22 protein-coding genes and 2 pseudogenes are annotated in these 24,589 nt (G+C 73.0%); 15 read left to right on the top strand and 9 right to left on the bottom strand.

Annotation, left to right across the window (positions count from 1 at the left end; genetic code table 11):
• Positions 1-26: 26 nt before the first annotated feature.
• Positions 27-698 (bottom strand): histone deacetylase, encoded by a 672-nt coding sequence (locus tag L1857_RS08815; protein ID WP_116111452.1) that lies wholly within the window; start codon positions 696-698, stop codon positions 27-29.
• Positions 699-798: 100 nt separating this feature from the next.
• On the opposite strand from L1857_RS08815, the gene L1857_RS08810 reads away from it, so the two are divergent.
• From L1857_RS08810 to L1857_RS08800, 3 genes are all read left to right on the top strand, one after another.
• Positions 799-1,206 (top strand): VOC family protein, encoded by a 408-nt coding sequence (locus L1857_RS08810; protein WP_116111468.1) that lies wholly within the window; start codon positions 799-801, stop codon positions 1,204-1,206.
• 34 nt (positions 1,207-1,240) lie between these two features.
• Positions 1,241-3,589, top strand: coding sequence for an acetyl-CoA acetyltransferase (locus L1857_RS08805; protein ID WP_249464819.1), 2,349 nt, complete (start codon positions 1,241-1,243; stop codon positions 3,587-3,589).
• A 150-nt stretch (positions 3,590-3,739) separates the two neighbouring features.
• On the top strand, positions 3,740-6,055 hold the full coding sequence (locus tag L1857_RS08800; protein WP_249464813.1) for a hypothetical protein: 2,316 nt from the start codon (positions 3,740-3,742) through the stop codon (positions 6,053-6,055).
• A gap of 403 nt (positions 6,056-6,458) precedes the next feature.
• On the opposite strand, the gene L1857_RS08795 is transcribed toward L1857_RS08800, so the two are convergent.
• The 3 genes from L1857_RS08795 to L1857_RS08785 form a co-directional block, all read right to left on the bottom strand.
• Complete coding sequence (locus L1857_RS08795) at positions 6,459-8,003, bottom strand: substrate-binding domain-containing protein (protein ID WP_116111454.1); 1,545 nt, start codon at positions 8,001-8,003, stop codon at positions 6,459-6,461.
• 104 nt (positions 8,004-8,107) lie between these two features.
• Positions 8,108-8,464 carry a peptidase inhibitor family I36 protein gene (locus L1857_RS08790; protein ID WP_116111455.1) on the bottom strand — a complete coding sequence of 119 codons (357 nt, stop codon included), beginning with the start codon at positions 8,462-8,464 and terminating at the stop codon, positions 8,108-8,110.
• A gap of 52 nt (positions 8,465-8,516) precedes the next feature.
• Complete coding sequence (locus tag L1857_RS08785) at positions 8,517-8,912, bottom strand: hypothetical protein (protein ID WP_249464810.1); 396 nt, start codon at positions 8,910-8,912, stop codon at positions 8,517-8,519.
• A gap of 504 nt (positions 8,913-9,416) precedes the next feature.
• Here L1857_RS08785 and L1857_RS08780 point away from each other — a divergent pair.
• On the top strand, positions 9,417-10,067 hold the full coding sequence (locus L1857_RS08780; protein ID WP_205413297.1) for a TetR/AcrR family transcriptional regulator: 651 nt from the start codon (positions 9,417-9,419) through the stop codon (positions 10,065-10,067).
• 4 nt (positions 10,068-10,071) lie between these two features.
• Here L1857_RS08780 and L1857_RS08775 read toward each other — a convergent pair whose 3' ends face one another.
• From L1857_RS08775 to L1857_RS08765, 3 genes are all read right to left on the bottom strand, one after another.
• On the bottom strand, positions 10,072-11,028 hold the full coding sequence (locus tag L1857_RS08775; protein WP_116111457.1) for an SDR family oxidoreductase: 957 nt from the start codon (positions 11,026-11,028) through the stop codon (positions 10,072-10,074).
• Positions 11,029-11,092: 64 nt separating this feature from the next.
• Entirely contained in the window at positions 11,093-11,548 is a 456-nt protein-coding gene (locus L1857_RS08770; protein ID WP_205413298.1) for a nuclear transport factor 2 family protein, read from the bottom strand.
• A 17-nt stretch (positions 11,549-11,565) separates the two neighbouring features.
• A complete protein-coding gene (locus tag L1857_RS08765; protein ID WP_094006678.1) occupies positions 11,566-11,955 on the bottom strand; it encodes a carboxymuconolactone decarboxylase family protein in 390 nt (129 codons plus the stop codon).
• 90 nt (positions 11,956-12,045) lie between these two features.
• Between L1857_RS08765 and L1857_RS08760 the strand changes: the two genes are divergently transcribed.
• Entirely contained in the window at positions 12,046-12,843 is a 798-nt protein-coding gene (locus tag L1857_RS08760) for a helix-turn-helix domain-containing protein (RefSeq protein WP_094006679.1), read from the top strand.
• A 77-nt stretch (positions 12,844-12,920) separates the two neighbouring features.
• Here the strand turns inward: L1857_RS08760 and L1857_RS08755 are convergent, their stop codons facing one another.
• Positions 12,921-14,327 (bottom strand): flavin monoamine oxidase family protein, encoded by a 1,407-nt coding sequence (locus L1857_RS08755; RefSeq protein ID WP_249464807.1) that lies wholly within the window; start codon positions 14,325-14,327, stop codon positions 12,921-12,923.
• Positions 14,328-14,489: 162 nt separating this feature from the next.
• On the opposite strand from L1857_RS08755, the gene L1857_RS08750 reads away from it, so the two are divergent.
• The 7 genes from L1857_RS08750 (at position 14,490) to L1857_RS08720 (ending at position 22,304) form a co-directional block, all read left to right on the top strand.
• Positions 14,490-14,660: a hypothetical protein gene (locus L1857_RS08750; RefSeq protein ID WP_167481575.1), complete on the top strand. Its 171-nt coding sequence runs from the start codon at positions 14,490-14,492 to the stop codon at positions 14,658-14,660.
• Positions 14,657-16,111: a cytosine permease gene (locus tag L1857_RS08745; protein ID WP_249464804.1), complete on the top strand. Its 1,455-nt coding sequence runs from the start codon at positions 14,657-14,659 to the stop codon at positions 16,109-16,111. The genes L1857_RS08750 and L1857_RS08745 overlap by 4 nt, the downstream gene beginning before the upstream one ends.
• Before the next feature lie 52 nt (positions 16,112-16,163).
• Positions 16,164-16,760 (top strand): TetR/AcrR family transcriptional regulator, encoded by a 597-nt coding sequence (locus L1857_RS08740; RefSeq protein WP_094006682.1) that lies wholly within the window; start codon positions 16,164-16,166, stop codon positions 16,758-16,760.
• A gap of 128 nt (positions 16,761-16,888) precedes the next feature.
• Positions 16,889-18,055, top strand: a complete 1,167-nt coding sequence (locus L1857_RS08735) for an acyl-CoA dehydrogenase family protein (RefSeq protein ID WP_116111461.1) — start codon at positions 16,889-16,891, stop codon at positions 18,053-18,055.
• Complete coding sequence (locus L1857_RS08730) at positions 18,042-20,108, top strand: acetate--CoA ligase family protein (protein WP_116111462.1); 2,067 nt, start codon at positions 18,042-18,044, stop codon at positions 20,106-20,108. The genes L1857_RS08735 and L1857_RS08730 overlap by 14 nt, the downstream gene beginning before the upstream one ends.
• On the top strand, positions 20,105-20,911 hold the full coding sequence (locus L1857_RS08725; protein ID WP_094006685.1) for an SDR family oxidoreductase: 807 nt from the start codon (positions 20,105-20,107) through the stop codon (positions 20,909-20,911). The genes L1857_RS08730 and L1857_RS08725 overlap by 4 nt, the downstream gene beginning before the upstream one ends.
• On the top strand, positions 20,901-22,304 hold the full coding sequence (locus L1857_RS08720) for an aldehyde dehydrogenase family protein (protein ID WP_249464800.1): 1,404 nt from the start codon (positions 20,901-20,903) through the stop codon (positions 22,302-22,304). Before L1857_RS08725 ends, L1857_RS08720 begins: the two co-directional genes overlap by 11 nt.
• On the opposite strand, the pseudogene L1857_RS35365 reads toward L1857_RS08720, so the two are convergent.
• A pseudogene (locus tag L1857_RS35365) lies at positions 22,189-22,428 on the bottom strand (S1 domain-containing protein); the annotation flags it as partial. The gene L1857_RS08720 and the pseudogene L1857_RS35365 overlap by 116 nt on opposite strands.
• A gap of 370 nt (positions 22,429-22,798) precedes the next feature.
• Between L1857_RS35365 and L1857_RS08710 the strand changes: the two are divergent.
• The 3 genes and pseudogenes from L1857_RS08710 to L1857_RS08700 all read left to right on the top strand — a co-directional run.
• Positions 22,799-23,125: pseudogene (locus L1857_RS08710) on the top strand (sulfite exporter TauE/SafE family protein); the annotation flags it as partial.
• A 64-nt stretch (positions 23,126-23,189) separates the two neighbouring features.
• Positions 23,190-23,342 carry a hypothetical protein gene (locus L1857_RS08705; RefSeq protein ID WP_240323265.1) on the top strand — a complete coding sequence of 51 codons (153 nt, stop codon included), beginning with the start codon at positions 23,190-23,192 and terminating at the stop codon, positions 23,340-23,342.
• 97 nt (positions 23,343-23,439) lie between these two features.
• The gene (locus L1857_RS08700; protein ID WP_116111464.1) at positions 23,440-24,474 is read left to right on the top strand and encodes a hypothetical protein; all 1,035 of its coding nucleotides are present in this window, start codon (positions 23,440-23,442) and stop codon (positions 24,472-24,474) included.
• Positions 24,475-24,589: the final 115 nt, after the last annotated feature.

The raw sequence follows: 24,589 nt of genomic DNA, 5'->3' as shown, positions 1-24,589 counted from the left end.
CGCAGCACCGGACGTAGCGCTGAAACTCAGGCGCGCAGCCAGCCGCTTTCATGATGTCGCGGTTGTCCCGTGGCCGGCTCCGGCTCACTCAGCAACTCCACCACCTCGTCCACCGGCCAATGGCCCGCTGCCCCGCGCAGGCCGCACAGGTACTCGGCCACGCGGGGCACCGGCCAGCCGTGCGCCTCCCGCAACCCCTCCCCCAGCATCCGCAGGTACACCGCGGACGGCGGGTTCCACGGCACCTCGCCGGCCGCCCACGGGGCCGTGAACGTCAGCGCCGGGAACCCCTCCAGATCGCCCACGTACAGCAACGTCTCGTACCGTCCCGGCCCCAGCACGTCGCGCCCGGTGGACAGCACCGTCGACAGGTCCAGGTCACCCTCGGGCGCCCGGTACATCTCCTGCGCCGCCAGGTCGGAAAACTGCCCCAGCGTCAGCAGATACGCCCGCCCGGCCGCCATCCCCGGCAGCGCCGGGTCGTAGAACGCGCGCCCGCCGCCCCAGGTCGCGGATTCCGTCGCGAAGTACACCCCGCCGGGCATCGAATGCGCCACCACCCGTTCCGGCGGACGCGGGTCGCGGCACCCGGGACACGACCGCCGCCCGCCGGGCGGGGTGCCGCCCTCCAGGTAGTACCGCAACCGCCCGGCGTGCAGGTTCGACCCGTAACCCACGTACCACACCGACCCGGCCACAGCCCGATTCTGGCGAAATTCTTCCTACCCCGCAGGGTGTTGTCGCAGGCAGCGCAGGTCTGCGAGGATGGTCCGCCTCGCGATGGAGGGAGACCCGGACATGGCTTCGCTGCTCAATCCGTACATCAGTTTCGCCGGCGACGCCCGGGAGGCGATGGAGTTCTACCGGCAGGTCTTCGGCGGCGAGCTGAACCTGAGCACCTTCGGCGAGCTGGGCGGCATGGAGGGCGCCGACGCGGACAAGGTCATGCACGCCCACCTCGAGACCGAGCGCGGCTTCACGCTGATGGCCTCCGACACCCCACCCGGCACGGAGCACCAGCCCGGCACCAACGTGGCGATCAGCCTCAGCGGTGACGACGCCGCCGAGCTGCGCGGCTACTGGGACAAACTCTCCGACGGCGGCACCGTCACCGTCCCGCTGGAGAAGCAGATGTGGGGCGACGAGTTCGGCGCCTGCGTGGACCGGTTCGGCATCTCGTGGATGGTCAACATCGCCGGAACTTGATGATCGGGAGGCCACCGCCGGGTTACCGTGCGGTATGACCTCTCTCGATCACCGGACGCCGGTCCTCGTCGGCGTCGGCCAGGCGTCCGAGCGCATCGACGATCCCGGCTACCGCGGGCTGTCCGCGGTCGAACTCGCGGCCGCGGCGGCCCGGGACGCCCTCGCCGACACCGGCGCCGACCCGGGTGCGGTCGCGAAGGCCGTCGACACCGTCGCCGGCATCCGGCAGTTCGAGATCTCCACGCCGATCTCCCACTCCCCGCTGGGCCGGTCGGACAACTTCCCGCGCTCGGTCGCGAACCGGATCGGCGCCGCGCCCGCCCGCGCCGTCCTGGAGGTCACCGGCGGCCAGTCGCCCCAGCACCTGGTCACCGAGCTGGCCGGGACGATCGCCGCGGGCGGGGCCGAGGTCGCGCTCATCACGGGCGCGGAGGCCATCTCCACGGTCCGGCACCTCCAGCAGGCCGACGACAGGCCGGACTTCACCGAGCACGTCGACGGCGACCTGGAGGACCGCGGGTTCGGGCTGAAGGGCCTGGCCAACCGGCAGATGCTGGCGCACGGCCTGATCGAGCCGACCAGCCAGTACGCGCTGTTCGACAACGCCCGCCGCGCGCGGCTCGGCCTGTCCCGCGAGGCGTACGCGCTGGCGATGGGCGAGCTGTTCGCGCCGTTCACCAAGGTCGCCGCCGCGAACCCGCACGCCGCCGCGCCGGTCGAGCGCGACGCGCGCGAGCTGGCGACGCCGTCCGAACGCAACCGCCCGATCGCCGACCCCTACACCCGCTTCCTGGTCGCCCGCGAGCAGGTCAACCAGGGCGCCGCGGTGCTGATGATGTCCGTGGGCGCCGCGCGCCGGCTCGGGGTGCCCGAGGAGAAGTGGGTCTTCCTGCACGGCCACGCCGATCTGGAGGAACAGCCGCTGCTGGAGCGCGAGGACCTCAGCGGCTCCCCCGCCGCGGTGCTGGCGGTGCGGCACGCGCTGGAGGTCGCCGGCATCGGCGTCGGTGACCTGGCCACGCTCGACCTCTACAGCTGCTTCCCGATCGCCGTGTTCGCCGTGTGCGACGGGCTCGGCCTCGCCCCGGACGACCCGCGCGGCCTCACCGTCACCGGCGGCCTGCCGTTCTTCGGCGGCCCGGGCAACAACTACTCGACCCACGCGATCGCCGAGACCGTCGTGCGCCTGCGCGCGCGGCCGGGCGCGTTCGGCCTGGTCGGCGCCAACGGCGGCATGCTGTCCAAGTACTCCGCCGGGGTCTACTCGACCACGCCCGCGCCGTGGCGACCGAGCCGCAGCGCGGAACCGCAGGCCGAGCTGGACGCCCGCCCGGCCGTGCCGACCACGGTGCACCCGGACGGCTGGGCGACGCTGGAGACCTACACCGTCCAGCACGCCACGGGCACCGCCGTGGTGGTCGGGCGGCTCGACGACGGCCGACGCTTCCTCGCCTCCACCAAGGACGAGGAGACGATCGGCCGCCTGCTGGAGGGCGAACCGATCGGCGGCAAGATCCACGTGCGCTCGTTCGGGTTCGGCAACCGCGTGACGCTGACGGCCGAGCGGATGGACGAGCTGTTCCCGCCGCGCGCACCCGGTTTCCGCGACGACTACGAGCACGTGCTGGTCCGCCGCGACGGGCACCTGCTGGAGGTCACCATCAACCGCCCGGACTCGCGCAACAGCCTGCACCCGCCGGCCAACGCCGAGCTGGCGGAGGTGTTCGACGCCTACTTCGCCGACCCGGACCTGTGGGTCGCGATCATCACCGGCGCCGGTGACAAGGCGTTCTCCGCGGGCAACGACCTGGTGTACTCGGCCAGCGGCAAGCCGATGTGGGTGCCCAAGACCGGGTTCGGCGGGCTGACCAGCCGCGAGTCCCTGCCCAAGCCGGTGATCGCGGCGGTCAACGGGTTCGCGCTCGGCGGCGGCTGCGAGATCGCCCTCGCCTGCCACCTCGTGGTCGCCGACGAGAGCGCGCAGTTCGGCCTGCCCGAGGTCCGGGTCGGCCTGGTCGCCGCCGCGGGTGGCCTGGTGCGGCTGCCGCGCGCGGTGCCGCCGAAGGTCGCCAACGACGTGATCCTCACCGGACGGCGCCTGTCCGCCGCGGAGGCCGAGTCCTACGGCCTGGTCAGCCGGGTCGCCCCGGCCGGGCAGGCGCTGACGGTCGCGCGGGAGCTGGCCGCCGCGATCCTCGAGGGTTCGCCGACCGCGGTGCGGACTTCGCTGCGGATCATGGCGGAGGCGGACGCGATCGCGGACACCGTCGAAGCCGTCCGGTATCCCTCACCCGCGCTCGACGAACTCCTCGTCAGCCAGGACGCGTTCGAGGGACCGGCGGCCTTCGCGCAGAAACGGAAGCCGGTCTGGCGGAATCGCTGATTCCCGGCGTACCACCACGTTCAGGGGTCGTTCGACCCGGGGAAAAGCCGGTCCCGCACTTTCCGCCACCCGCCTCCCGGCACAGACTGAATACGGATTTCCGCATTCCGGAAACCGTTTCGGGAATTGCTTTCGGGAGGCGAGGTGGCGGTGCCGGCTGATCCCGCCCTGGTCCGGATCGCGGGCCTGCCCGCGGCGCTGCCCGCCGCGCTCGGCACGCCCGATCTGACCGAACGGATGCGTCACCTGATCCGCGCCGAGACCGCCTACCGCGTGTGCGCCGCGGAGGTCGCCGGACGCATCGGCGAGGAGCTGGTCCCGGCCCTGCCGCGGGATCTGCGGCGGCAGGCGCTCGACGTCCGGCGGCGGCTGCACCGCGGCGAGTTCGTCCGGCCCGGGGACCTGGATTTCCGGCCGCTGGCCCGGATCGCCGAATGGGGCGCCGCGCTGGCCGCCGAAACCGCCGCGCTGCGCGACGCCGTCGAGCAGACCGAACGGATGCACCACGGCCTGGTGTGGGACCTCATCGCCGGTGATCCCGCGGCGGCCCGGGTGATCACCGCCACCGCCCCCGGCGTCGTCGAGGACATCCGCGCCCGGCTCGCCGCGGGCGAGCCGTGGACGAGCAAACCCCTGCGCAAACGCGCCGACCACCTGCTGCGGCTGCTGTTCCGGGCCGCGTTCGAGACCACCTCGCGCGGCTGGCTGGCGCACGTCGCGCTCGCCGGGACCGGCCCCGGACCGCTGACCGTCGGCGACCACGCGGTGCACCGGCTCACCAACATCCACCAGGACCGCCGCAGGCTGACCGCCGCCCCGGTGCTGCCGGAGGCGTGGCTGAGCCTGACCCCGCTGCGGTGGACCGAAGGCGACCGGCTGTGCTGGCACGTCGCCGGCCGCGACGGGCCGGGCGAGGTCCGGCGGACCCCGGTGGTGGACGCGTTGTGCCGGGTGCTGGGCTCGCGGGCGATGCGCACCCGGGAGGTGGTCACGCTGCTCTCCCCGGACGCGCGGCGCAAGCCGGTGCTGCGCGAGTTCTTGCGGCACCTGGCGCAGCTGGGGCTCGTACAGGTGTCGTCCGCGCCCACCGGACAGCTGCACCGCTGGCGGGTCACGGCCGAGCCCGGGCCCGGGGCCACCGACGTCTACCGCCGCGCGCACGGCGGCGTCCCGGTGCCGTCGCGGCTGCCCGAGCTGATCGCGCACGCGGGACGCCTCGCCGCGGTGCTCGGCGACCGACGGTCGCACCCCGCGCTCGAACTCGTCGGGCCCGAGCCGCGGCCGGTGTCCGAGATCGTCGCGCGGGCGCTGGACTCCGCCGAGCCGTTCCGGCCCGGCTCGGCGTGGCCGGAACCGCGGCCGCGCACGATCTACCAGCGGCTGTGCGAGTGGATGGCCCGGCACGCCGACGAAAGCGAGATCGAACTCGGCCCCGCCGTGCTGGACTACCTGGGCGCACCACCGGCGCGGCCCGCGCCGTGGCCGGTGGACTGCCTGCTCCGCCCGCTGGCGGCGGGCCGGGCCGTACTGGAGGGCGTCACCCCGGCGGGCGTGGTGGACGCGCGGTTCGCCGCCGCGTTGCAGGGCCTGCACGGCGAGGTGCCCCAGGTGAGCGCCTACCGCGCGTTCCTGACCGAGACAGCGGCCCGGTGCGGCGCCGAGCCCGTCGAGATCCTCGTGCCGCCGCAGGGGAGCCGGGACGCCAACGCGGTGCGCCGCCCGCGCTACACGCGGAGCTGGACCGGAGACGCCGATCCGGCGACCTATGTGGACGATCCCGCCGGGATGCGCCGCTACCTGCCGCTGGGCGAGATCACGCTGCGCCGCGACGCGCGCGGGGTGATCGCCGAGGACCGCGCGGGCCGGGTGCTGTGGCCGGTCCACCACGCGACGCGACGGCCACCGCCGCCGTGGGACGTGGTGGTCTCGCTGCTCACCGCCGCCTCCCCGGTCCGGCGGCTCACGGTGCCGCGCGCGTTCGGCGATCCGCGCGCGGCCTTCCCCGGCCGCGCCCGCACCCCGCGCCTGCTGCTGGACCCGGACCTGGTGATCGCGCCGGCGACCGTGTTCGCCGGCCGCGACCTGCTGCCGGAGCCGGGCGGGGACCGGTTCGCACAGCTCCGGGCGCTGGCGAACCTGCGGCTGGCGACCGGCGCGCCGCGGTGGGTGTTCGCCCGGCACGGGCACCGGTCCCGGCCGGTCGACCTGGACAGCGTCGCCACGCTGCGGGTGTTCGACCGCCTGCTGGCGGATCCGGCCGTCGACGGCCTGGTGCTGGAGGAGATGCTGCCCGCGCCCGAGGACCTGACGGTGTCCGATGTGGACGGACAATGCTACGCGGCGCAGGCCCTGGTGCGGCTGCCGATGGACACCTCACCGTGCCGCCTGGCCGAGGAGGTCACCACGGCCTGGCAGCGAATCACCACGCGACGCACCCGGCGCGAGACCACCACGGTCGGTGGGTGATCCGGACAGCGAGCTGTAGGGAGCATTGGGTTGTTGACGGTAGAGGAAGGCCGCATCCTGACGCGTTGCCGAATGCCGAAGTTGGCCTGGCTGGACCGTCCAGCGCGAGATCGCCGAACGGCTGATCGGCCTGATCGAGGCCGCCCTGCCCGGCGCCGGTGCCGTGTGGCACGGGCACCCGGTGTGGAGCCTCGGCCCGGGAGCCCGCGCCGCGGCCGGCAGGTCAGGTGACACGCGCAGCGGCACCCACTCACCCGAGTCCGCCCCTTCCGGGCGGCACAACCCACCACGCCGCCCGGACAAAACCAACGCCACGGCCCACCGCCCGCCGGCCCGCGCAACACGGGTCGTGGCGGAAACCGCCACCACGGCCCACCTCCCGCCGGGCCGCGCTGCCACCCCATCACCTCTGCGGTCGGCACAGCACCGGGTTCGCCAGCTCGGCGCACGGCCGGTCGCCGTGGGAGCGGACGATGTCGGCCCCCACCTGGTTCGTCAGGTAGCGCAGGAAGCTCGCCGCGAGCGAGTCGGCCTTCGGCTCGCCGTAGGTGTAGGCGTACTCGGTCTGCCAGAACGGGTAGGCGCCGTGGTCGGCGGCCTCCAGCGTCGCGCTCTGGCCGTCGATCCAGACCGTTGCCACATCCGGGCGGCTCGCCGCGGCGCCCAGTTCGCTGTAACCGATCGCGCCGGGAGTACCGGCCACCGCGTCGAGCAGCGAGCGGGTGTCGTTGCGGCGGCAGCGGACCACGTCGGTCGCCGGGGCCGGCGCCTTCGGTTCGACGCAGTCGTTGGAGTTCTCCCCCGGCTCGATCGCGCCGAGCACCTGCTGCTCGAACGTCGTCCGCGTGCCGGAAAGCGCTTCCCGGTCGACGATCCGCACCTCCTGGTCCGCGCCGCCCAGCTCCCGCCAGTTGCGGACCCGCCCGGCGAAGACGTCGCGCAGCTGCGCCAGGGTCAGGTCCCGCACCCCGGCGTCCGGGTGGACGACGACGGTGAACAACAGAAACGCGATCGGCCGCGGCAGCAACTGCGGCGACCGGTTGCCCTTCACGCCGTCGGAGAACGCGAGCATGTCCGCGCCGCGCTGCTGGTTGAGCCGGTCCAGACCGGCCGAGCTGCCCGCCATCTCGATGGCGAACCTCGCCTCGCGGCAGGTGTTCGCGTACGCCGCGGCCGCCTCCTGCACGACCGGCGCGAACGCGGTGGAACCGGTGATGGTCAGGGTGCCCCTGGCGCAGTCCAGCGGCGGCGGATCCGCGGTCGCCAGCCTGATGACGAACGGCTCGGCCAGCGCGATCGAGACCAGCAGGTACACCAGCACGGTCAGCCAGCGCGGAATTCCGGTGCGGCTCTTGGTCTCCCGGATCGCGCCGTTGCGCACGCCGCCTTTGATTCCGGCGATCACCTCGGGGTCCGGGCACTTCTTCACCTTCGGCCCGGCCCGGTCGAGCACCGCGAGGACCTTGTAGTGCTGCCCCTGGTTCAGCGGCACCTTGGGCAGCTGGATGACCCCGACGTGGCGCCCGTCACCGTCGACGATGTTGTCCACGCCCAGACCGGAGTTCTCGCCGAAGTTCTCCCGCAGGAACTCGTCGCTCAGCTCGGTCACCACCATCCCGGCGACGCGGCGGTCCGGGAAGTTGATCTTCACGCCGGCCTGGACGTTGCCCAGGACGGCGTAGTCGTGGCTGTCGATGTTCGTGGTGCCCGTGTTCTCGATGCGCACCAGCACGAACGACGGGTCGGTCAGCGCCTTGCCGTCCTTGTCGTCCAGGCGTTGCAGCGCGCCCGCGTTCTCCGCGGCGACCTCCTGCCGCGCGGTCGTGTCCACCTGCACGCGGTAGCCGAGCCGTTTGCGCCCGACGAACACGAACTCCCACAGAAACGCGAACACCGGCACCACGAGCGCCAGCACCGCGAGGACGATCTCCCAGGGAAAGTTGGACAACCGGGCCTCCGCGCTGGGGACACAGGACGAGACATCCATCTTGTGCGAGCGCGGCCCGGAAGATCAGGGTCGTCCGAGCTGTTCGGCAGTTGTTCACCCGGGCGTCAGGCGCAGGCGACCGACGAGGGCGTGTCGTCCTCCGGCGCGGGCAGCTCGACGCGGAAGCCGTCGAGCATCTCGTGCGCCCTGCCGTAGAAATCCGGGCTCTCGTACCAGGTGCAGGTGACGCCGCTGTCGTTGGTCCACGACGAGACCACGTCGGCGAGGTCGTGGGTGCCGAGGTCGCCGACCCGGTCCCCCGGCTGCAGGGCCAGGCCGCCGCCGGTGAAGCCGTGGTCGCGGTACAGGCACAGGCTGCCCCGCGGGCAGTCCCGGCCGTCGAACGGGGAAACCCCTTGCGCGGCAGCGGTGGCCGGCACGAGGGCGATCGCCAGAACGGCGAGGAACACCGAGGCACGCATGGCATCCCGATACCCGCCCGCCGCGGAACGACGCGCTCATCACCGCATCGAGCTACCCCTGGAGATCCGCGCAGGCGGACCTGGCCCGGGCCACCGCCGCGTCGAACTCCGGCCCCGCCGCGGCGAACGACCGCATCACGATGTCGACCGGGGCCTGCAACGCGTCGGCGAGCGTCCGGTAGCGCGGTTCCTGCTCGGCCGCCGCGGCCGCGAGCTGCGCCGCCGCACCCCAGCGCTGGAACCCGGCGTACTGCGTCTGCGGATCGAGCGCCGTGGTGCGTGCCACGGCGGCACAAGCGGCCTCGGCGTCGGATCCGGCGGCATCCGGGCCGGACCCGATCCAGACGAGCCCCACGGCTCCCGCGCCGACCACCAGTCCCACGACCAGCGCGACCATCACGAGCGGCCATCGGCGACGCGGAGCGGGCGCGGGATACGGCTGGGCCATCGGAGGTCCTTTCCGGTGTGGGCGGGTCACCCCGTGGACGCGCCGCGGGCCCGTCCGGTTCCCCCGCAGCCGATCCATTGTGGAGGATCACGGCGGGCGCACCGATCACACGTCCGGTCCGGCTGCCACGCCCGCATTTCCGCCCGCAGCGCGCGCCGGATGTCACGCCGCGGCCGGGTGGCGCCGGTTTCGTCGTGGAGCGGCGTGCCGAACACCCACAGCCTGCGCTGCCGGCGCCCGCAGTCGCACACCGTGCGGCGGTAGCACCGGGCCACGGCAAGGCCGTTCGCCACGCGTATCCGGCTGCGCCAGTTCATGCTGCCCCCTGCTCCTCCTGCCCGGGATCGTCTGGAGGGGAGACGGCACTGCCCAGCCGGTATGTCGCGGGTGGGAGGACCACTTTCGAGTGTGAGTTGGGGAATCGCGGCCGCGGAACCGCTGCGCCGCCTGACGGGCGTATTCTGACAGTCGTCAGGGTGGCCGGAGAGAACGGGGGACGAGCCGGTGACCGGCGCGGTGCGTGGACGAGGCCGTCCCGGGGCGGGCACACCCCCGGTCCCCACCGAGGCCGAAATCCTCCGGCGGGGGATGGAAGCCTTCGCCGAGCTCGGCTACGACCGGGCCTCGGCCAGGGAGCTGGCGAGGCGCCTCGGCGTCAGCCACAACTTCATCAACGACCGCTACGGATCCAAGGCCGGCTTCTGGCGGGCCGTGGTGGATTCGCTGCTCGAACGCGACCAGCGGGAACGCCGGCGGCTCGTCGAAGCCGACGTCGACGACGCCGAGCGGGTTCGCGCCGTGATCAGGCACTTCTACCAGTCCGCGGTCGAGGCGCCGCTGCTCGGCCGGCTGCTGGCGGACGAGTTCAGCCGCGAGTCCGAACGCCTGGACTACCTCTACGAGAAGTACCTGGCGCCGACGCTGGAGCCGCTGGTTCCGGCCGTCGACCGGCTGATGGCGGCCGGCCGGATGCCCACCGTGCCCATGGACGTGCTCTTCTTCGCCGTGATCAGCCCGGTCGCCGCCCTGGTGCAGCTCCCGCTCGCCCACCGGCTCGGCCGCCCCCAGCGGGTCACGCGGGAAAGCCAGACCCGCACCGCGCGCGAGCTCGCGGACCTGATCGCGGACGGCTTGCTCGGCCGTCCCCCGCGCTGAACTGTCAGGCGAGGGTCCGCGCGGCCGGGAACCGCAGGCCGGTCAGTTCTTCGGAAATCGCCCAGATGCGGCGAGCGTCATCGGCGCTGCGCAGGCGCGAGTACAGCTCCTGTTCGGCCGGCGGGCCGGAGAGGTGGCGGAAACCGCTGGGCCCGTAGAGGCGGCCGCCTTCGGCAGCGGGTGACGTCGCGGCGTGGAGGGCGGGCAGCAGCGCGGTCTCGACCGTGCCGAACAGGATGCCGCGCGCGGACAGCGCACGGATCACCCGCACCAGCGCGGTGTCGCGGTCACGGCCGACCTCCGGGCGCGCGGCGAGCAGGTTCGTGGGTGTCACGCCGGGGTGGGACAGGTTGCTCGTGATGCCCCAGCCGCTGTCCCGGCTGCGCCGCTCCAGCTCGAGGCCGAACAGCCCGAACGCGATCTTCGACTGGCTGTAGGCCCGGTTGCCGTGGTACTTGCGCTCCCAGTGGAGGTCTTCCCAGTTGATGGAATGCCGGCCGGCGGCGATGCTGATCTGCGAAGTGACCCGGGCGTTCCCCGCGCGCAGGAGCGGCAGCAGCCGGGCCACCAGGGCGAAATGCCCGAGGTGGTTGGTGCCGAACTGCAGCTCGAACCCGTCCGCGGTGGTCTGCCGGTCGGGCGGGGTCATCACGCCGGCGTTGTTGACCAGGAGGTGGATCGGCCGCCCCTCCTCGGTGAGCCGGCCGGCCAGCGCGGCGACGGAAGCCAGCGAGGACAGGTCCAGGTCCCGCAGCGAGAGTTCGGCGTCCGGGTACCGGCGGCGGATCTTCGCGATCGCGGCCTCGCCCTTGCGCCGGTTGCGGACGGGCATGACCACTTCAGCGCCCGCGGCGGCGAGCCGGGCCGCCAGCCCCAGGCCGACGCCGTCACTGGCTCCGGTGACCACCGCGAGCTTGCCGGCGAGCCCGGGAATCTGGATGTCCGATGTGGACCTGGCCATGGTCGCTCCTCTCCGGGCTGACACCTGTCAGATTAGGCTTAATCTGACAGGTGTCAAGCTGGAGTCACTGGCGGCCGGCGGTGATGGTGAGGATGTCCTTGTTCCCGTCGGCCCAGGTCGCCGTCATCACGACCTCGTTGATCAGCCACCGGCCGTTCACCCGGACCAGCCCGAAGCGGTAGGTGCCGCCGAGGGTCCAGCGCGGTGAGCCGAACGTGGTGGCCAGCAGGTGGGTGGCCTGGAACACGGCGGTGAGCACCGCGCTGTCCCCGTCCACGGTCACGAGGTGGTTGCCGAGCAGGTGTTGCGTGGCGTCGAAGGCGCCGAGCAGGGCCGACCACTGGGCCTTGACCTCGTCCGGGGTCTGCGTCCAGGGCTCGCCGCCGTAGATGCTGGTGTAGTCGAGGGTCACCCGGTCGGCGAAGACCTCGGTGAAGCTGTCCCAATCGCGGATGTCGACCAGCCACATCATCCGGGTGCAGGTGTCGATGACGTCGGCGCGGTCCTGGGCGGTGCTCACGGTCTCTTCTCCAATGATCATTGCAGGGGCAACAGATTGCGCTCGGCGAAGACGCGACGGACGATCGCCATGGCCGCGAACACACGGGGGAACCCGGCGTACGGGATCGCCTGCATGACCGCTTCCACCACGGCGCGCGGCGTGAGGCCGGCGCCGAGCGCGGAGCCGATGTGCGCCTCCAGCTGGGGCTCGACACCCCCGGTCGCGATCAGCGCGCCCAGGATGACCAGCTCCCGTTGCCCGGCGTCGAGGCCGGGGCGGGAGTGGATGTCCCCGTAGGCGAATTCGACGGCGAGCCGGCTGAGGTCCGGGGCGACGTCGGCGAGCGCGTCGTAGGCCCGTCGCCGCGGACCGGCTCCGCCGATCTCCTGCTGGCGGGCCAGCCCGCGCTGGAAGCGCTCGGTCATGTTCGGAGCGTGCCGGGCGGGGCCGGCACGACCCAGACCCCTGGTTGTACGGGTACTGGCAGGGCCAGGCTGCGAAGGCATACTGGCGGCATGGCAGAGGTCCGGTTGGGTGAGTTCCTCCAGTCGCGGCGCGCGCGGGTCACTCCGGAGAGCGTGGGGCTGCGCCCCGGCAGCCGGCGGCGTGTGCCTGGCCTGCGCAGGGAGGAGCTCGCGCAGCTGGCCGGGATCAGCGTGGAGTACTACCAGCGGCTGGAGCAGGGGCGGGCCAGCCATCCATCCGACGAGGTGCTGAACGCCATCGCCGACACGCTCCGCCTGGACGCCGTGGAGCGCGATCACCTGCGCGCCCTGGCCCGCCCACCCCGGCACGGCACCCGCGCGGCCGAATCGGTGCGGCCCCAGCTGCGGCGCATGCTCGACCTGATCGATCTGGTGCCCGCGCTGGTGATCAACGACCGGTTCGACGTGCTGGCCGCCAACGCGCTCGCGCACCGGCTGTTCGGCGAGGCGCGGAACCTCGCGCGCACACTGTTCCTGGACCCGGCGGCCCGGGACCGCTACGTGGAGTGGGAAGAAGTGGCCGCGGCGACGGCCGCACAGCTGCGATTGGCGGTCGGCCGGCATCCCCATGACGAGGATCTCGCCGCGCTGGTGGCCGAATTGTCCGCACGGAGCGAGGAGTTCCGGCGGTGGTGGCACACGGGGGACGTGGAACTGCGGGCGTTCGGGACGAAGAGCTTCCGGCATCCCGGCGCCGGGGTGCTGACCTTCCACTACGAGAACTTCGAGCTGCCCGGGGACACCCGGCAGCGGCTGGTCACCCTCACCCCGGCCAAGGACAGCACGACGGAGGCCGCGCTGCGGCTGTTGTCAGCCGCCGCACCGTGACGTCCCTGCGCGACTGTCGCGGAACCTTGACGTAATGCAGCGCAGCAGGCGCTGGGAGTGCTGCTGGTCGAACCGGTTCAGGACCCGAGGCAGCCGACCTCGGCGGCGGCAGTGCGCTCCGCCGCGAGGATTTCTCCGGCTGCCCGCACGCCCGAGGAGATCGCGCCGTCGATGTAGCCGTTCCAGCGGTCGGCGGTTTCGGTCCCGGCCCAGTGGATCCGGCCGCACGGGCGCCGCCAGCCGGAGCTGCCGTGGGCGATCCACGCGCCGGGCGTGGGGTTGGCCGCGTACCCGCCCTGGGCCCACGGATCCTCCGGCCAGATCTTCTCCACGTACTCCACCGGTTCCCCGGCGCGTGGCCCGAACAACCGCGTCAGCGTGGCCAGCACCGCCGCCCGCCTGGCCGCTCCGTCCAGTGTGGACCAGGCGCGCAGGCGGTCGCCGTAGACGAAGCCCACCAGCACCCCGGGCCCGGCGTCCGGTGGCGAGTTGTCGAACACCACCCCCACCGCGTCCTCCCCGTACAGCGACGCGATGCCGGACAGGCCCTCGTCCCGCCAGAACGGCTCCGCGTACACGGCGTGCACCTTCGCCACATCGCCCATCACGCTGCGCTGCACCCAGCGCGCCCTGGCCGTCGGCAGCCCCGGCCGGAACCGGATCGCGGCGGTCGCCGGTGGCGGTGTCGCCACCACCACCCGTCCGGTGTGGACGGTTCCGCGCGCGGTGTGCACCAGCACCCGGTCACCGTCCTGGTCGACCGACTCGACCGGTGTCCCCAGGACGACGGCGTCCCCCAGCCGCCGGGCCGCGGCCAGCGCCGGTGCCTGCGCCCCCGCCACGAACCGCGCGTCCTGCGCGGCGTCCCGGGTCTGCATCAGCTGGTCGAACCCACCCGCGCTGGCGATGTAGAACAGCAGGTGCAGCAGGGAGATCTCGCGCGGCTCCACGGCCCACACGCCCTGCACCGCCAGCGCCAGCCTGCGCCGCGCGTCCGGGCACGCGACCTCCCGCGACAGGTACGTCTCCACGGTCTCGGCGTCCCACGCCGCGGCGTCGGGACCGGCGCCGGGATCGCCGGTGTCCACCCGGCTGGCCAGTTCGTCCAGCCTCGCCGTCGCGGCCGCGTACTCGGCGAGGCCGGGCGCGCCGTCCGGTCCGTCCCCGGTGTAGCGGTGCAGCGCACCGTCGTGCCACAGCTCCAGGTGGGCGCCGGTCTCCCACGTCGGGAAGGTGGCGCAGCCGAACCGTTCCGCCCAGCCGAGCAGGTGCCGCTGGGTCGGCCCGACCCACTGGCCGCCGTGGTCCACGACCACGCCGGACGACGTGGGCTGCGAGAGGATCCGGCCGCCGACGCGGTCGGCGGCTTCCAGGACCAGGGCGGGCACCCCGGCGTCGTGCAGGGTCAGCGCGGCGGACAGGCCCGCGTACCCGGCACCCACGACGACGACGGGGACCCGGGAGGGCAGAGCGGCGACGGTCATGCCCCCATCGTGAAGTTTCCTGATTCGCCAGTCAACTATCTTCCCGCCCCTCCTGGCCCGGCACGGCCTCGACCTTGCCGCTCATTGGCTCTTGACAGGCATGTGGACCAGATCACACACTCCCATAACTAATCCGCCAATCAACTATGAGGAGTCCCCGCCGTGCCCGAGTCCTCCTTCGAAGCCGAGCTGGAACACCGGCTCGCCCTGCTCGAAAGTCCCGACAGCGACGAGACCTACCTGCCCGACCTGCCGTGGCGCGACGTCGTGCTGGCCGCCGTCGTGCTCGCCGTGGTGAGCGTGCTGCTGATCTGGTGGGGGTACCCGGCATGAGCGCACCCGCCAGGACCGGCGGCACGGAGTCCGCCGGCACCGACGCCACCCTCAACGAACTGCCCCTGCTGCGGCGCGAACGGCTGTGGGGTTTCTGGGGCTATTCCTCGGTGAACGTGGGCCTGTCGATCGCCACGTGGGCGTTCCTGCAGGGCGGCGCGGTCGCCCTCTACGTGGGCGCCGAGGCCGGGATCGCCAGTATCGTCGTCGGCTACGGGATCAGCGTGCTGCTGGTCGCGCTCGCGCCGTGCCTGCCCTGCGCGAAGTACGGTATCGAGCAGTTCACGGCGCTGCGCAGCGTGTTCGGCTCCGGTGGCGCCCGGCTGCTGATGATCACCATGTCGACGCTGCTCGCGGCGGCGTGGGCGGCGGTGCTCGCGATCATGTGCGGGCACGCGCTGGGCAACGTCGCCGAGCAGGTGTTCTCGGCCGACATCGACAGCTCGGGCATCGTGGTCAGCCTGATCGCGCTCGTGGCGGTGCTGGTGTCCTGGCTCGTGCTCGCCCGCGGCCCGGTGTCGGTGGAGTGGGTGAACCGGATCGTCGCGCCCGGGCTGGTGATCGTCACGACCGGCATGCTCGTGCTGATCTTCACGCAGACCTCGTGGTCGGAACTGGCCGCGATCCCGCCGCTGGCGTCCTCGGGCGACGCGCACCTGGACTTCGTGCTCGCCGTCGAACTCAACATCGCGGGCGGGTTCGCGTGGTGGCCCAACGTCGGCAACCTCGCGCGCCTGACGCGCACCTCCCGCGCGGCGTTCTGGCCCAACATGGTGGGGTTGTTCTTCACCTCGGTGCTGGCCGCGGTCGTCGGCGCCTTCGCCGCGCTGGCGCTCGCCTCCGAGGACCCGACCATGTGGATGGTGCCGCTCGGTGGTGCCGCGCTCGGCGTGCTCGCCCTCGCGTTCGTCGGTTTCGCCAACATCACCAGCGTCGTGGCGCAGGGCTACTCGTCGCTGGTCGCGCTCAAGGGCGGCGGCGGGCGGCTGCTGCGCCGCGTGCCGTGGGCGCTGATGGCCGCCGGGATCCTCGCGCCGGCCGCGGTTCTCGTGTTCTTCCCCGCCGCGGTCTACGACAACTACTCGCGGTTCGTCTCCTGGGGAGCGATCCTGGTCGCTCCACTGTGTTCGGTCCAGGTCGTCGACTACTTCGTGCTGCGGCACGCGCGGTTGCGCGTGCGGGACCTGTACCTGCCCAACCGGGAGTCCTGCTACGGCTTCTGGCGCGGGTTCAACCCCGCCGCCTTCGTCGCGGTCGCGGCGGGTGCGGTCACCTACGCGCTGCTGCTCAACCCGGTGACCTACGAGCCGGCCGGGCCGTTCCGGTACCTGACCGCGTCGCTGCCCGCGGTCGTCGTCTCCGGGGTCCTGCACTACGTCCTGACCGTGCTGATCGTGCGGCGCCGGGCCAGGGGCGGGTACGCGCCGGCGGATCAACTGACTGATGCGTGAATCAATTCCACTACACTGGGTCGCGCTGCCACCGGGCGAAGAAGGAGTACGCATGCCGCGGCCCAACGTCGAAGCGGAACGGCGTGAGCAGATCCTGCAGGCGGCGTGCCACGTCATCGCCGAGCAGGGGTTCCGCGCGCTGCGGCTCGCCGACGTGGCGAAGGTCGCGGGGTTGTCCTCGGGCATCCTGCACTACTACTTCACCAACAAGCGCGACCTGGTGCGCGCCGCGTTCGAGCAGAACGTGGCCCGTTCGTTCGCCCGCCGCACCGCCATCCTGGAGTCCGACACCGACGCCGTCAGCAAGCTGCGGGCCCTGGTCGACGCCTACCTGCCCGCCGACGACGAGACCGTCGAGTCCTGGCACGTCTGGGCCGAACTGTGGGTCGAGGCCATCCACGACCCGGACCTGCAGGACCTCAACGAGCGTGCCTACGGCGAGTGGCGGCGGCTCATCGCCGGCATCGTCCGGGACGGGCAGGCGGCAGGCCAGATCGGTGACGCCGACGCGGTCGAGCTCGCGAACCTGCTGGTCGCGGTGCTGGACGGGCTGGCGCTCCAGGTGCTGGCCGGGTCGCGGAACATGACCCTGGCGCGGATGCGCACGACCTGCCAGTCGTTCATCGACCGCGTCATCCTGCCCCGGTAACCCAAGCCCGCACGATCCGGGCCGGGCATCGACCCGTCCGCATTATTGACTGACGAGCCAGTTATTTATTAGCCTGAGGGCCGGGCCACGTGCTCGCCCATTCCCTCCCCGTTTCCGAGGAGCTCCCCTTGCGCCTACCCACCGAACTCGTCGCCCTGACCGACGAGCAGAACCACATCCTCGACCTGTGCCGCCGCTTCGCCGAACAGGAGATCCGGCCCATCGCGCGCGAGGTCGACGAGGCCGACACCGAAGTCCCGTGGGACATCTGGTATTCGGCCGCGAAGGTCGGCCTCACCTCGTTCATGCTCCCGGAGGCCTACGGGGGCGGCGGTTTCACCGACGTGTTCACGCAGTGCCTCGTTCAGGAGGAGCTGTGCACGGGTGACCTCGCCATCGGGAACCTGTTGACCGCCAACGGGTTCTTCGCCCACCCGATCCTGGAGCTGGGCACCGGCGAGCAGCGGGAGCGCTACCTCACCCCGCTGGGGGCGCCGCGCCCGCCGATGACCTCCCTCGCGGTGACCGAGCCCGACACCGGCTCGGACGCGGCCAGCCTGACCACCCGCGCCGTCCGCAAGGGCGACCGGTACGTCCTTTCCGGACGGAAGGCGTGGATCTCCAACGCCGGTGCCTCCGAGTACTACATCGTGTTCGCCACCGTCGACCCGGCGCTGCGGTCCCGTGGGGTGACGGCGTTCGTCCTGCACCGCGACACTCCCGGGTTCACCGTGTCCGAGCCGTGGAAGAAGATGGGCCAGCGGGCGCTGATCAACGCCGAGCTCGTGCTGGACGAGGTGGAGGTGCCCGAACGGGACCGGCTCGGCGCCGAGGGTGACGGGTTCCGCGGCCTGATGCACACCTTCGACCGGTCGCGCACGATCCTCGCCGCGGCGGCGACCGGTGTCGCGCGCGCCGCCACCGAGTACGCCACCGAGTACGCGCGCCAGCGCCGCCAGTTCGGCAAGCCGATCATCGAACACCAGGCGGTCGCCTTCCGGCTCGCGGACATGGCGACCCGGGTCGAGTCCGCGCGGCTCATGACGTGGCGCGCGGCCAAGCGCATCGACGCCGGGCTGCCCGCCGGCCGGGAGTCGGCCATGGCCAAGCTCGTCGCCTCCGAGACCGCCATGTTCGCCACCTGGGCCGCGGTGCAGACGCTCGGCGGGTGGGGCTACTCGCGGGAGTTCCTGGTGGAGAAGTGGATGCGCGACGCCAAGCTCGAGGAGATCGAGGAAGGGACCTCCGACATCCAGCGGCTCATCATCTCCCGGAGCCTCGATGACCGCCGCTGACACCGTCGCCGGCCAGGCGGCCACGGGGGCGGACGACCTCTCGGCCCTGTGGCAGCCCCGTTCGGTCGCGGTCGTCGGGGCGAGCGACAACCCGGCGAAATGGGGTTACTGGCTCGCCTCCGGCGCGTTGAGCGGGCGGGACCGCCGCGCGGTGCACCTGGTCAACCACCGCGGTGGCCGCGTGTGCGGGGTGCCCGCCGCCCGGAGCCTGCGTGAGGTGGGCGAGCCGGTCGACCTGACGGCGGTGGTGGTGCCGGCCACCGCCGTCGGGGAAACCGTGACCGGCGCGCTCGACCTCGGGTCGCGCGCGGTGCTCGTCATCACCGACGGCGTGCAGCGCCTGCCCGGTGGGCCCGCGCTGCTCCGCGACCTCGCGCGGCGCGCCCGCGCGGCGGGGGCCAGGCTGCTCGGTCCCAGCTCACTGGGCATTGTGGACAGTGCGCAGGAGCTGCGACTGGCGTGGGGCCACTTCGCGCCGGGGCCCGTCGCGATCATCACGCAGAGCGGCCAGGTCGGCTCCGAGCTGGCGCACCTGTTGCACCGGCACGGGTCGGGCGTGTCCCGGTTCGCCTCGGTCGGAGTGCAGGCCGACGTCACGTCCGAGGAACTGCTCGCCGGGCTCGCCGCGCACCCGGGCACCACGGCGGTGATCTGCTACCTCGAAGGGGTCCGGGATGCCGCCGGGTTCCTGTCCGCAGCCAGGGCGTTGCGCGAGGCGGGCAAACCGCTCGTGGTCCTGGCCGCCGGTGACAGCGCGGCAGGCAGCGCCGCGGCTCGTTCCCACACCGGGGCGCTCACCGGCAGCATGGACGTGCTCGACGCGGCCTGTCGCGCCGCCGGCGCGGTGCGGGCGCGGACCCCGGCGGAGGCGGCGGCGCTCGCGCACACCCTCGCCGCGGGTGTGCGCCCGCGCGGCGACCGGATCGTCATCGTCTCCGACTCGGGCGGGCAGGGAGCGCTCGCCGCGGACGTCGCCACCGCGGCGGGCCTGCGGGTCACCCCGCTCGGGTCCGGTGCGCGAGCGCGGCTGGCCGAGACCCTGCCGGCCGTGCCCGGCAACCCGGTCGACCTCGCCGGTGCGGGGGAACAGGACCTGTCGTCCTACGCGGCAGTCGCGGAGGCGGTCGCTCCCGAGGCGGGCGCGGTCGTGCTCACCGGCTACTTCGGACGGTTCGGAGTGGACAGTCCGGGGTTGCGGGAGGCCGAGTGCGCGGTCGCGCACCGGCTGACCCGGCTCGCGAGGACGGTTCCGGTGGTCGTGCACAGCATGGCCGAGGACGGCCCGGCCGTCGACGTGCTGGTCCGCGGCGGGATCCCGGTGTTCGCCGACGTGGAGACGACCCTGCGTGCGGTCGCCGGGTGCGTGCGGTGGGAGCGCGCGGTAGCGCGGGACGTGCCCACCCCGGACCCGGTCGGGGAAGGCGAGCGTTGTTCCTACCTCGCGGCCCGCGACATGCTGCGCGAGGCGGGGATACCGGTGCCGGAGGCCGGCACCGCGCGGTCGGCGGACGAGGCCGTGGCACTGGCCGCGAGCTGGCCCGGTGCCACGGTGCTCAAGGCGGACCTCGACCACAAGACCGAGGCGGGCGGCGTCGTGCTCGGGCTGCGCACCGCCGGGGAGGTGGCCGCCGCGCACCGGGACCTGACCGCCCGGCTCGGCCTGGACTCGGTGGTGGTCGAGCGGATGGACGAGCGGGCCGGGGTGGTCGAGGTGCTCGTGGGCCTGCGTCACGACCCCGTGTTCGGGCGGGTCGTCGTCGTCTCCTCCGGTGGCGTCGAGGCCGAGTTGTGGCGCGACACGGTGCTGGAACTGGCCCCGGTCGACGAGGCCGAAGCCACGGCCATGCTCGCCCGGTTGCGCGGTCATCCGCGGCTGCTCGGCTGGCGCGGCGCGCCCGGCGTGGACATCCCGGCGCTGGCGCGAGCGATCGCCGCCGTGTCCCGGATGCCGGTCGCGACCTGCGAGATCAACCCCCTGCGGGCCAGCGCCGACGGTGTGCTCGCCGTCGACGCGCTCGTGTTCCGCGGGCACAGCGAGGAGGAACCGGCATGAGCGAGTTCGCGGGACGCGTCGCGGTGGTCACCGGTGGCGGATCCGGCATCGGCCGCGCCATCGCCCGCCGGTACGCCGCGGGCGGTGGCAGCGTCGCGGTGCTCGGCAGGCGGGCCGAGCCGCTGGCCGAGACGGTGGACCTCATCGGCGCCGCGGGCGGCACCGCCACCGCGCTGACCGTGGACGTGCGCGACTTCGACCAGGTCAGCGCCGCGATGACCGCGGTGCGCGACCGGTTCGGCCGCATCGACGCGCTCGTCAACAACGCGGCGGGCAACTTCGTGTGCCCCGGGGAGCGGCTCAGCGCAGGGGGCTGGCGAGCGGTGATCGACATCGTGCTGAACGGCACGTTCCACTGCACGCGGGCGGCCGCCGACGTCATGCTCGAACAACGGTCCGGCAGCGTGCTGTCGGTGATCGCCAGCTACGCGTGGCACGGCCACCCCGGCACGGTGCACAGCGCCGCGGCCAAGGCCGGGGTCCTCGCGATGACCCGCACCCTGGCCGTCGAATGGGCCGGCCGCGGCGTGCGGTTGAACTGCCTCGCGCCCGGCCCCACGGAAACCGCGGGCGCGGGAGCGGCGCTGTGGGGCGACCAGGCCAGCCGCGACCGCGTCCTGGCCAGCGTGCCCCAGCGCCGCATGGCCGGGACGGACGAAATCGCCGGGACGGCCGCGTTCCTGCTCGGTGACGGCTCCGCCTACATCACCGGCGAGGTCCTGACCGTCGACGGTGGACAGTGGCTCGGCAAGCAGGTCTACGGACCCGAGCTCGGTGCCGGGGAGGCCGCTGATGCGCGCTGACTTGTTCATCGACGGCGAATGGCACCGGCCGGCGGCCACCATCCCGGTGACCGACCCGGCGACCGGGGAGGTCGTCGGGCACGCCGCCGACGGCACCGAACAGGACGTGGCGCGGGCGGTGGCAGCGGCAGCGCGCGCGTTCCCGGACTGGGCCGCACGCGGGTACGCCGAGCGTGCGGCTCTGCTCGGCGCGCTCGCCGACCGGTTGCGGGACCGGCGGGACGAGCTGGTCGCCACGGTGGTCGCCGAGGTCGGCTGCCCGGTCACGGTGACGCGGGAGTCCCAGGTGGACGTGGCGATCGACGTGGTGCGGTACTACGCGGATCTCGCCGCGCACCGGTCACCGGTCCGCGAGGTGGGCGCTTCGCTCGTGCACGAGGTGCCTGCCGGGGTGGTCGCCGCGATCACGCCGTGGAACTACCCGCTGTACCAGCTGGCCGCGAAGGTCGCGCCGGCACTGGCCGCGGGCTGCACCGTGGTCGCGAAGCCGGCCGAGCTGACACCGCTGAGCACGTGCCTGTTCGCCGAGGCCGTCGCCGAAGCCGGTCTGCCGCCCGGGGTGGTCAACGTCGTGCTGGGTCGCGGCCAGGTCGTCGGCGCGGCGCTGGCGTCCCATCCCGGCGTCGACGTCGTGTCGTTCACCGGGTCGACCACGGTCGGGCGGGCCGTCATGGCGCGGGCGGCGGAGTCGGTGAAACGGGTGTGCCTCGAGCTGGGCGGGAAGTCGGCGAGCGTCGTGCTGCCCGGCGCGGATCTCGTGACGGCGGTGCGGGCCACCGTCGCTTCGGCGACGCTGAACTCCGGTCAGACGTGCAGCGCGTGGACGCGGCTGCTCGTCCCGGCCGCGCAGCACGACGCCGCGGTCGAGTGCGCGGCCGAGGCGATGGCGGCGGTGGTCGTCGGCGATCCCCACGACCCGGCCACCGAGAACGGCCCGCTGGTGTCCGCGGCGCAGCGGGATCGAGTGGAGTCCTTCGTGGCACGTGCCCGGGCCCGCGGCGCGCGCGTGATCGGGCACGGGCGCGTTCTGCCTCCGCGCGGGCATTTCACGTCGCCGGTCGTCGTGGCGGGTGCCGGGGAGGACTGGGAGATCGCGCAGGAGGAGGTGTTCGGCCCGGTGCTGGTGGTGCTGCCGTACCGGGACGAGGACGAGGCGCTGCGGATCGCGAACGGCACCCGCTACGGCTTGCACGGCGCGGTGTGGGGTGAGCCCGAGCGGGCACTGGCGTTCGCCGCGCGGATGCGCACGGGCCAGGTGGACGTCAACGGACCGTCCTTCAGCCTCGACGCCCCCTTCGGAGGCTTCGGACAGTCCGGAATCGGCCGGGAACTGGGCGAAGAGGGCCTGCGCGAGTACACCGAAACCGTGGCGGTGCAGGGTGTGCTCGGCTGACCCGTGCGCCGGGCTCGGCTTCCGTGGTCCGGACGGGCCCGGGCAGCAGCCCTGGCACGCCGGACGGCAGTTCGACGATGGCGCCGAACGGAACCACCCGCGTCACGGTTGCCGTGATGACTCCGCCGTCACCGTGCTGGGCGAGGAACTCCCGCCACGCGGCCGGCGAAACCTGGTACTAGACATGTGATCACCTCCTTTCGCGTCGTCGTCCCAGGAAAGGAAGGCGCGGGAGGTGGCGGGCCGCGGGTCCGCCGGGCGATCACGGCGCGGCCGGGGGTCCTGTCTGTGCGCGGCGCAGGGCAGACCCGGCAGTCACGACGTCGAAGCTGGCATCTACCGGCGCGATGCTCAATCCTCCTGCCGCAGGGTTTTCGCCGTACTCCTACGTTGACCTCACCCCTGGGGCAGAGCCGAAGATGTCGTTCGGGCAACCGGCACGAAGTTAGGGGGACCGTGCTGCAGGACACCTGCTCGGCTGCGCGGCCAGCGTCGTGATCGGGTTCGGTGACGGCGCGTTTCTGACCGCTTCCGGCGTACTCGCCGGACTGGTCGGCAGCGCAGGCGGCATCACCTCGTTGATCTCCTACCCTGCTCTGCTCGTGGCGGGGCTTCCCGCCCTGTCGGCGAACGTCACCAACCTCGTTGCCGGGGCGGCATGCTGGCCTGGCGCGGCTCTTGTCTCTCAACCCGAACTGGCGGGCCACGGACCATGGCTGCGTCGCTGGGTCCCGCTGTCCGCTCTCGGCGGCGCGGCGGGCGCGGTGCTGTTGCTCTCCGCACCGACCGGGGTGTTCGCTCACGTCGTGCCGTTCCTGGTGCTCATCGGCTCGCTGACGTTACTTGCGCAGCCCCGGCTTACCGCTTTGCACCAGCGATACCGGGATGGCCGCGGCGGCCCTGGGCCTGGGCATGTTCGTCGGCTCGACGCTGGGACCACGGATCGCCCGCCGTCTGCCGGCTGCTGGGCTGCGCCTGACGGTCGCGGTGATCGGCCTCGCTTTGGCGATCCAACTGTGGATCACCGCCACCGACTGATTGGCACCGGAATCCGGCCTGAACTGACCGCAACCTGACAGGCGGTACACCCGGCCCTCGCCGTCCGGTATGAACCGGACAACCGGATGAGGGGCACATGGTGACGAACCGCGTACTGGCCGAGCACGCCGAGGCCGCCGGCTTCGGACGGCTTGTTCGAGTGCACCGGACCTTCCGGGAACCGGTCGCCGGCGCGATGCTGGGCGTGCTCGGCCTCGTCCCGGCCGGGATCGCGGCGTTCTACCTCGTCCTCAACGACTCGACGGCCTGGCGGTGGATCGTGCTCGGCTACGCGGCGCTGCTGTGGGCGACGGCGGCCTGGACCTGGTGGGGTCCGGTGCCCGGCGGCCGGTGCTGGTTCGGCGCCGCCGAGCGCGGGTTGGTGGTGTGGGTGCCCGGCGCGGAGCCCGAGGCGTTGCGGTGGGAGCAGGTCGAGGTCGCCGAGGGGCTGCGGCTCGTCTGGAACACCGGCTCGCGGCCGATCGGGAGGGTGTGGGCCCGCGACGAGCTGGTGCGCACCGTCCGCTCGGGGCGTCCGTACCCGCCGCGGCGAACGCCACGCCTGGCCGCCGGGGCGCTGGCGGTGGCCCTGTCGGGTCTGGTCGTGTGGTTCACCGCGGTGCCGCTCGCGCTGGAACTCGCCTTCGGTGAGCGGCCGCGCGAGATCACCGATCTGGCCCGGCTGTGCACGGGCGGCGAAGCGTTCGGCCAAGCGCCCGCCTACTCCGGCCCGGGGCCGCACGCCGTGGCCGTGTACGAGGGGTCCGGCTTCCCCGACTACCTGCAGGGCTTTACCTCGGCGGAGGCCTGGCCGCCGCCTGCGGACGAGGTGCAGCTCGTCGGGTGCAGCCGCCTGATCGGCCAGGCCGCCCCCGCCGCGATCCGGTCGTGCGAGTACGAGGACGGCTCCACGCGCGTCACCTACCAGGGCCGCTACGCGGTGACCGTCGTCGAAGCACGCACCGGCCGCCCGGTCGCGGAGTTCACCGTCGACGGCGCCCCCACCGTGGACGACTGCCAGCTCACCATCGTGGTGCCCTCCGGCAACCGGGGTGTCAAGCACACGTCCTACACCACCCCCGACGACGCGGCCTTCGCCGCGCACCTGACTCCCCTCGTGGACGCCGGGTAAAGATCCGTACTCGATCTGTGCGACGAAATTCTGGGCGAGTCCGGACAGCGTCAGGCCCGTGTCGACTGGCTCCACGGTGATCCGGGAGAGACGGCCGAGACGACGCACCAGGCCA

It is taken from the genome of Amycolatopsis thermalba, assembly GCF_023376025.1.
Taxonomy (GTDB): domain Bacteria; phylum Actinomycetota; class Actinomycetes; order Mycobacteriales; family Pseudonocardiaceae; genus Amycolatopsis_E; species Amycolatopsis_E thermalba.
The sequence above is the reverse complement of the archived record's forward strand: the minus strand, read 5'-3'. Positions and strand labels throughout refer to the sequence as shown.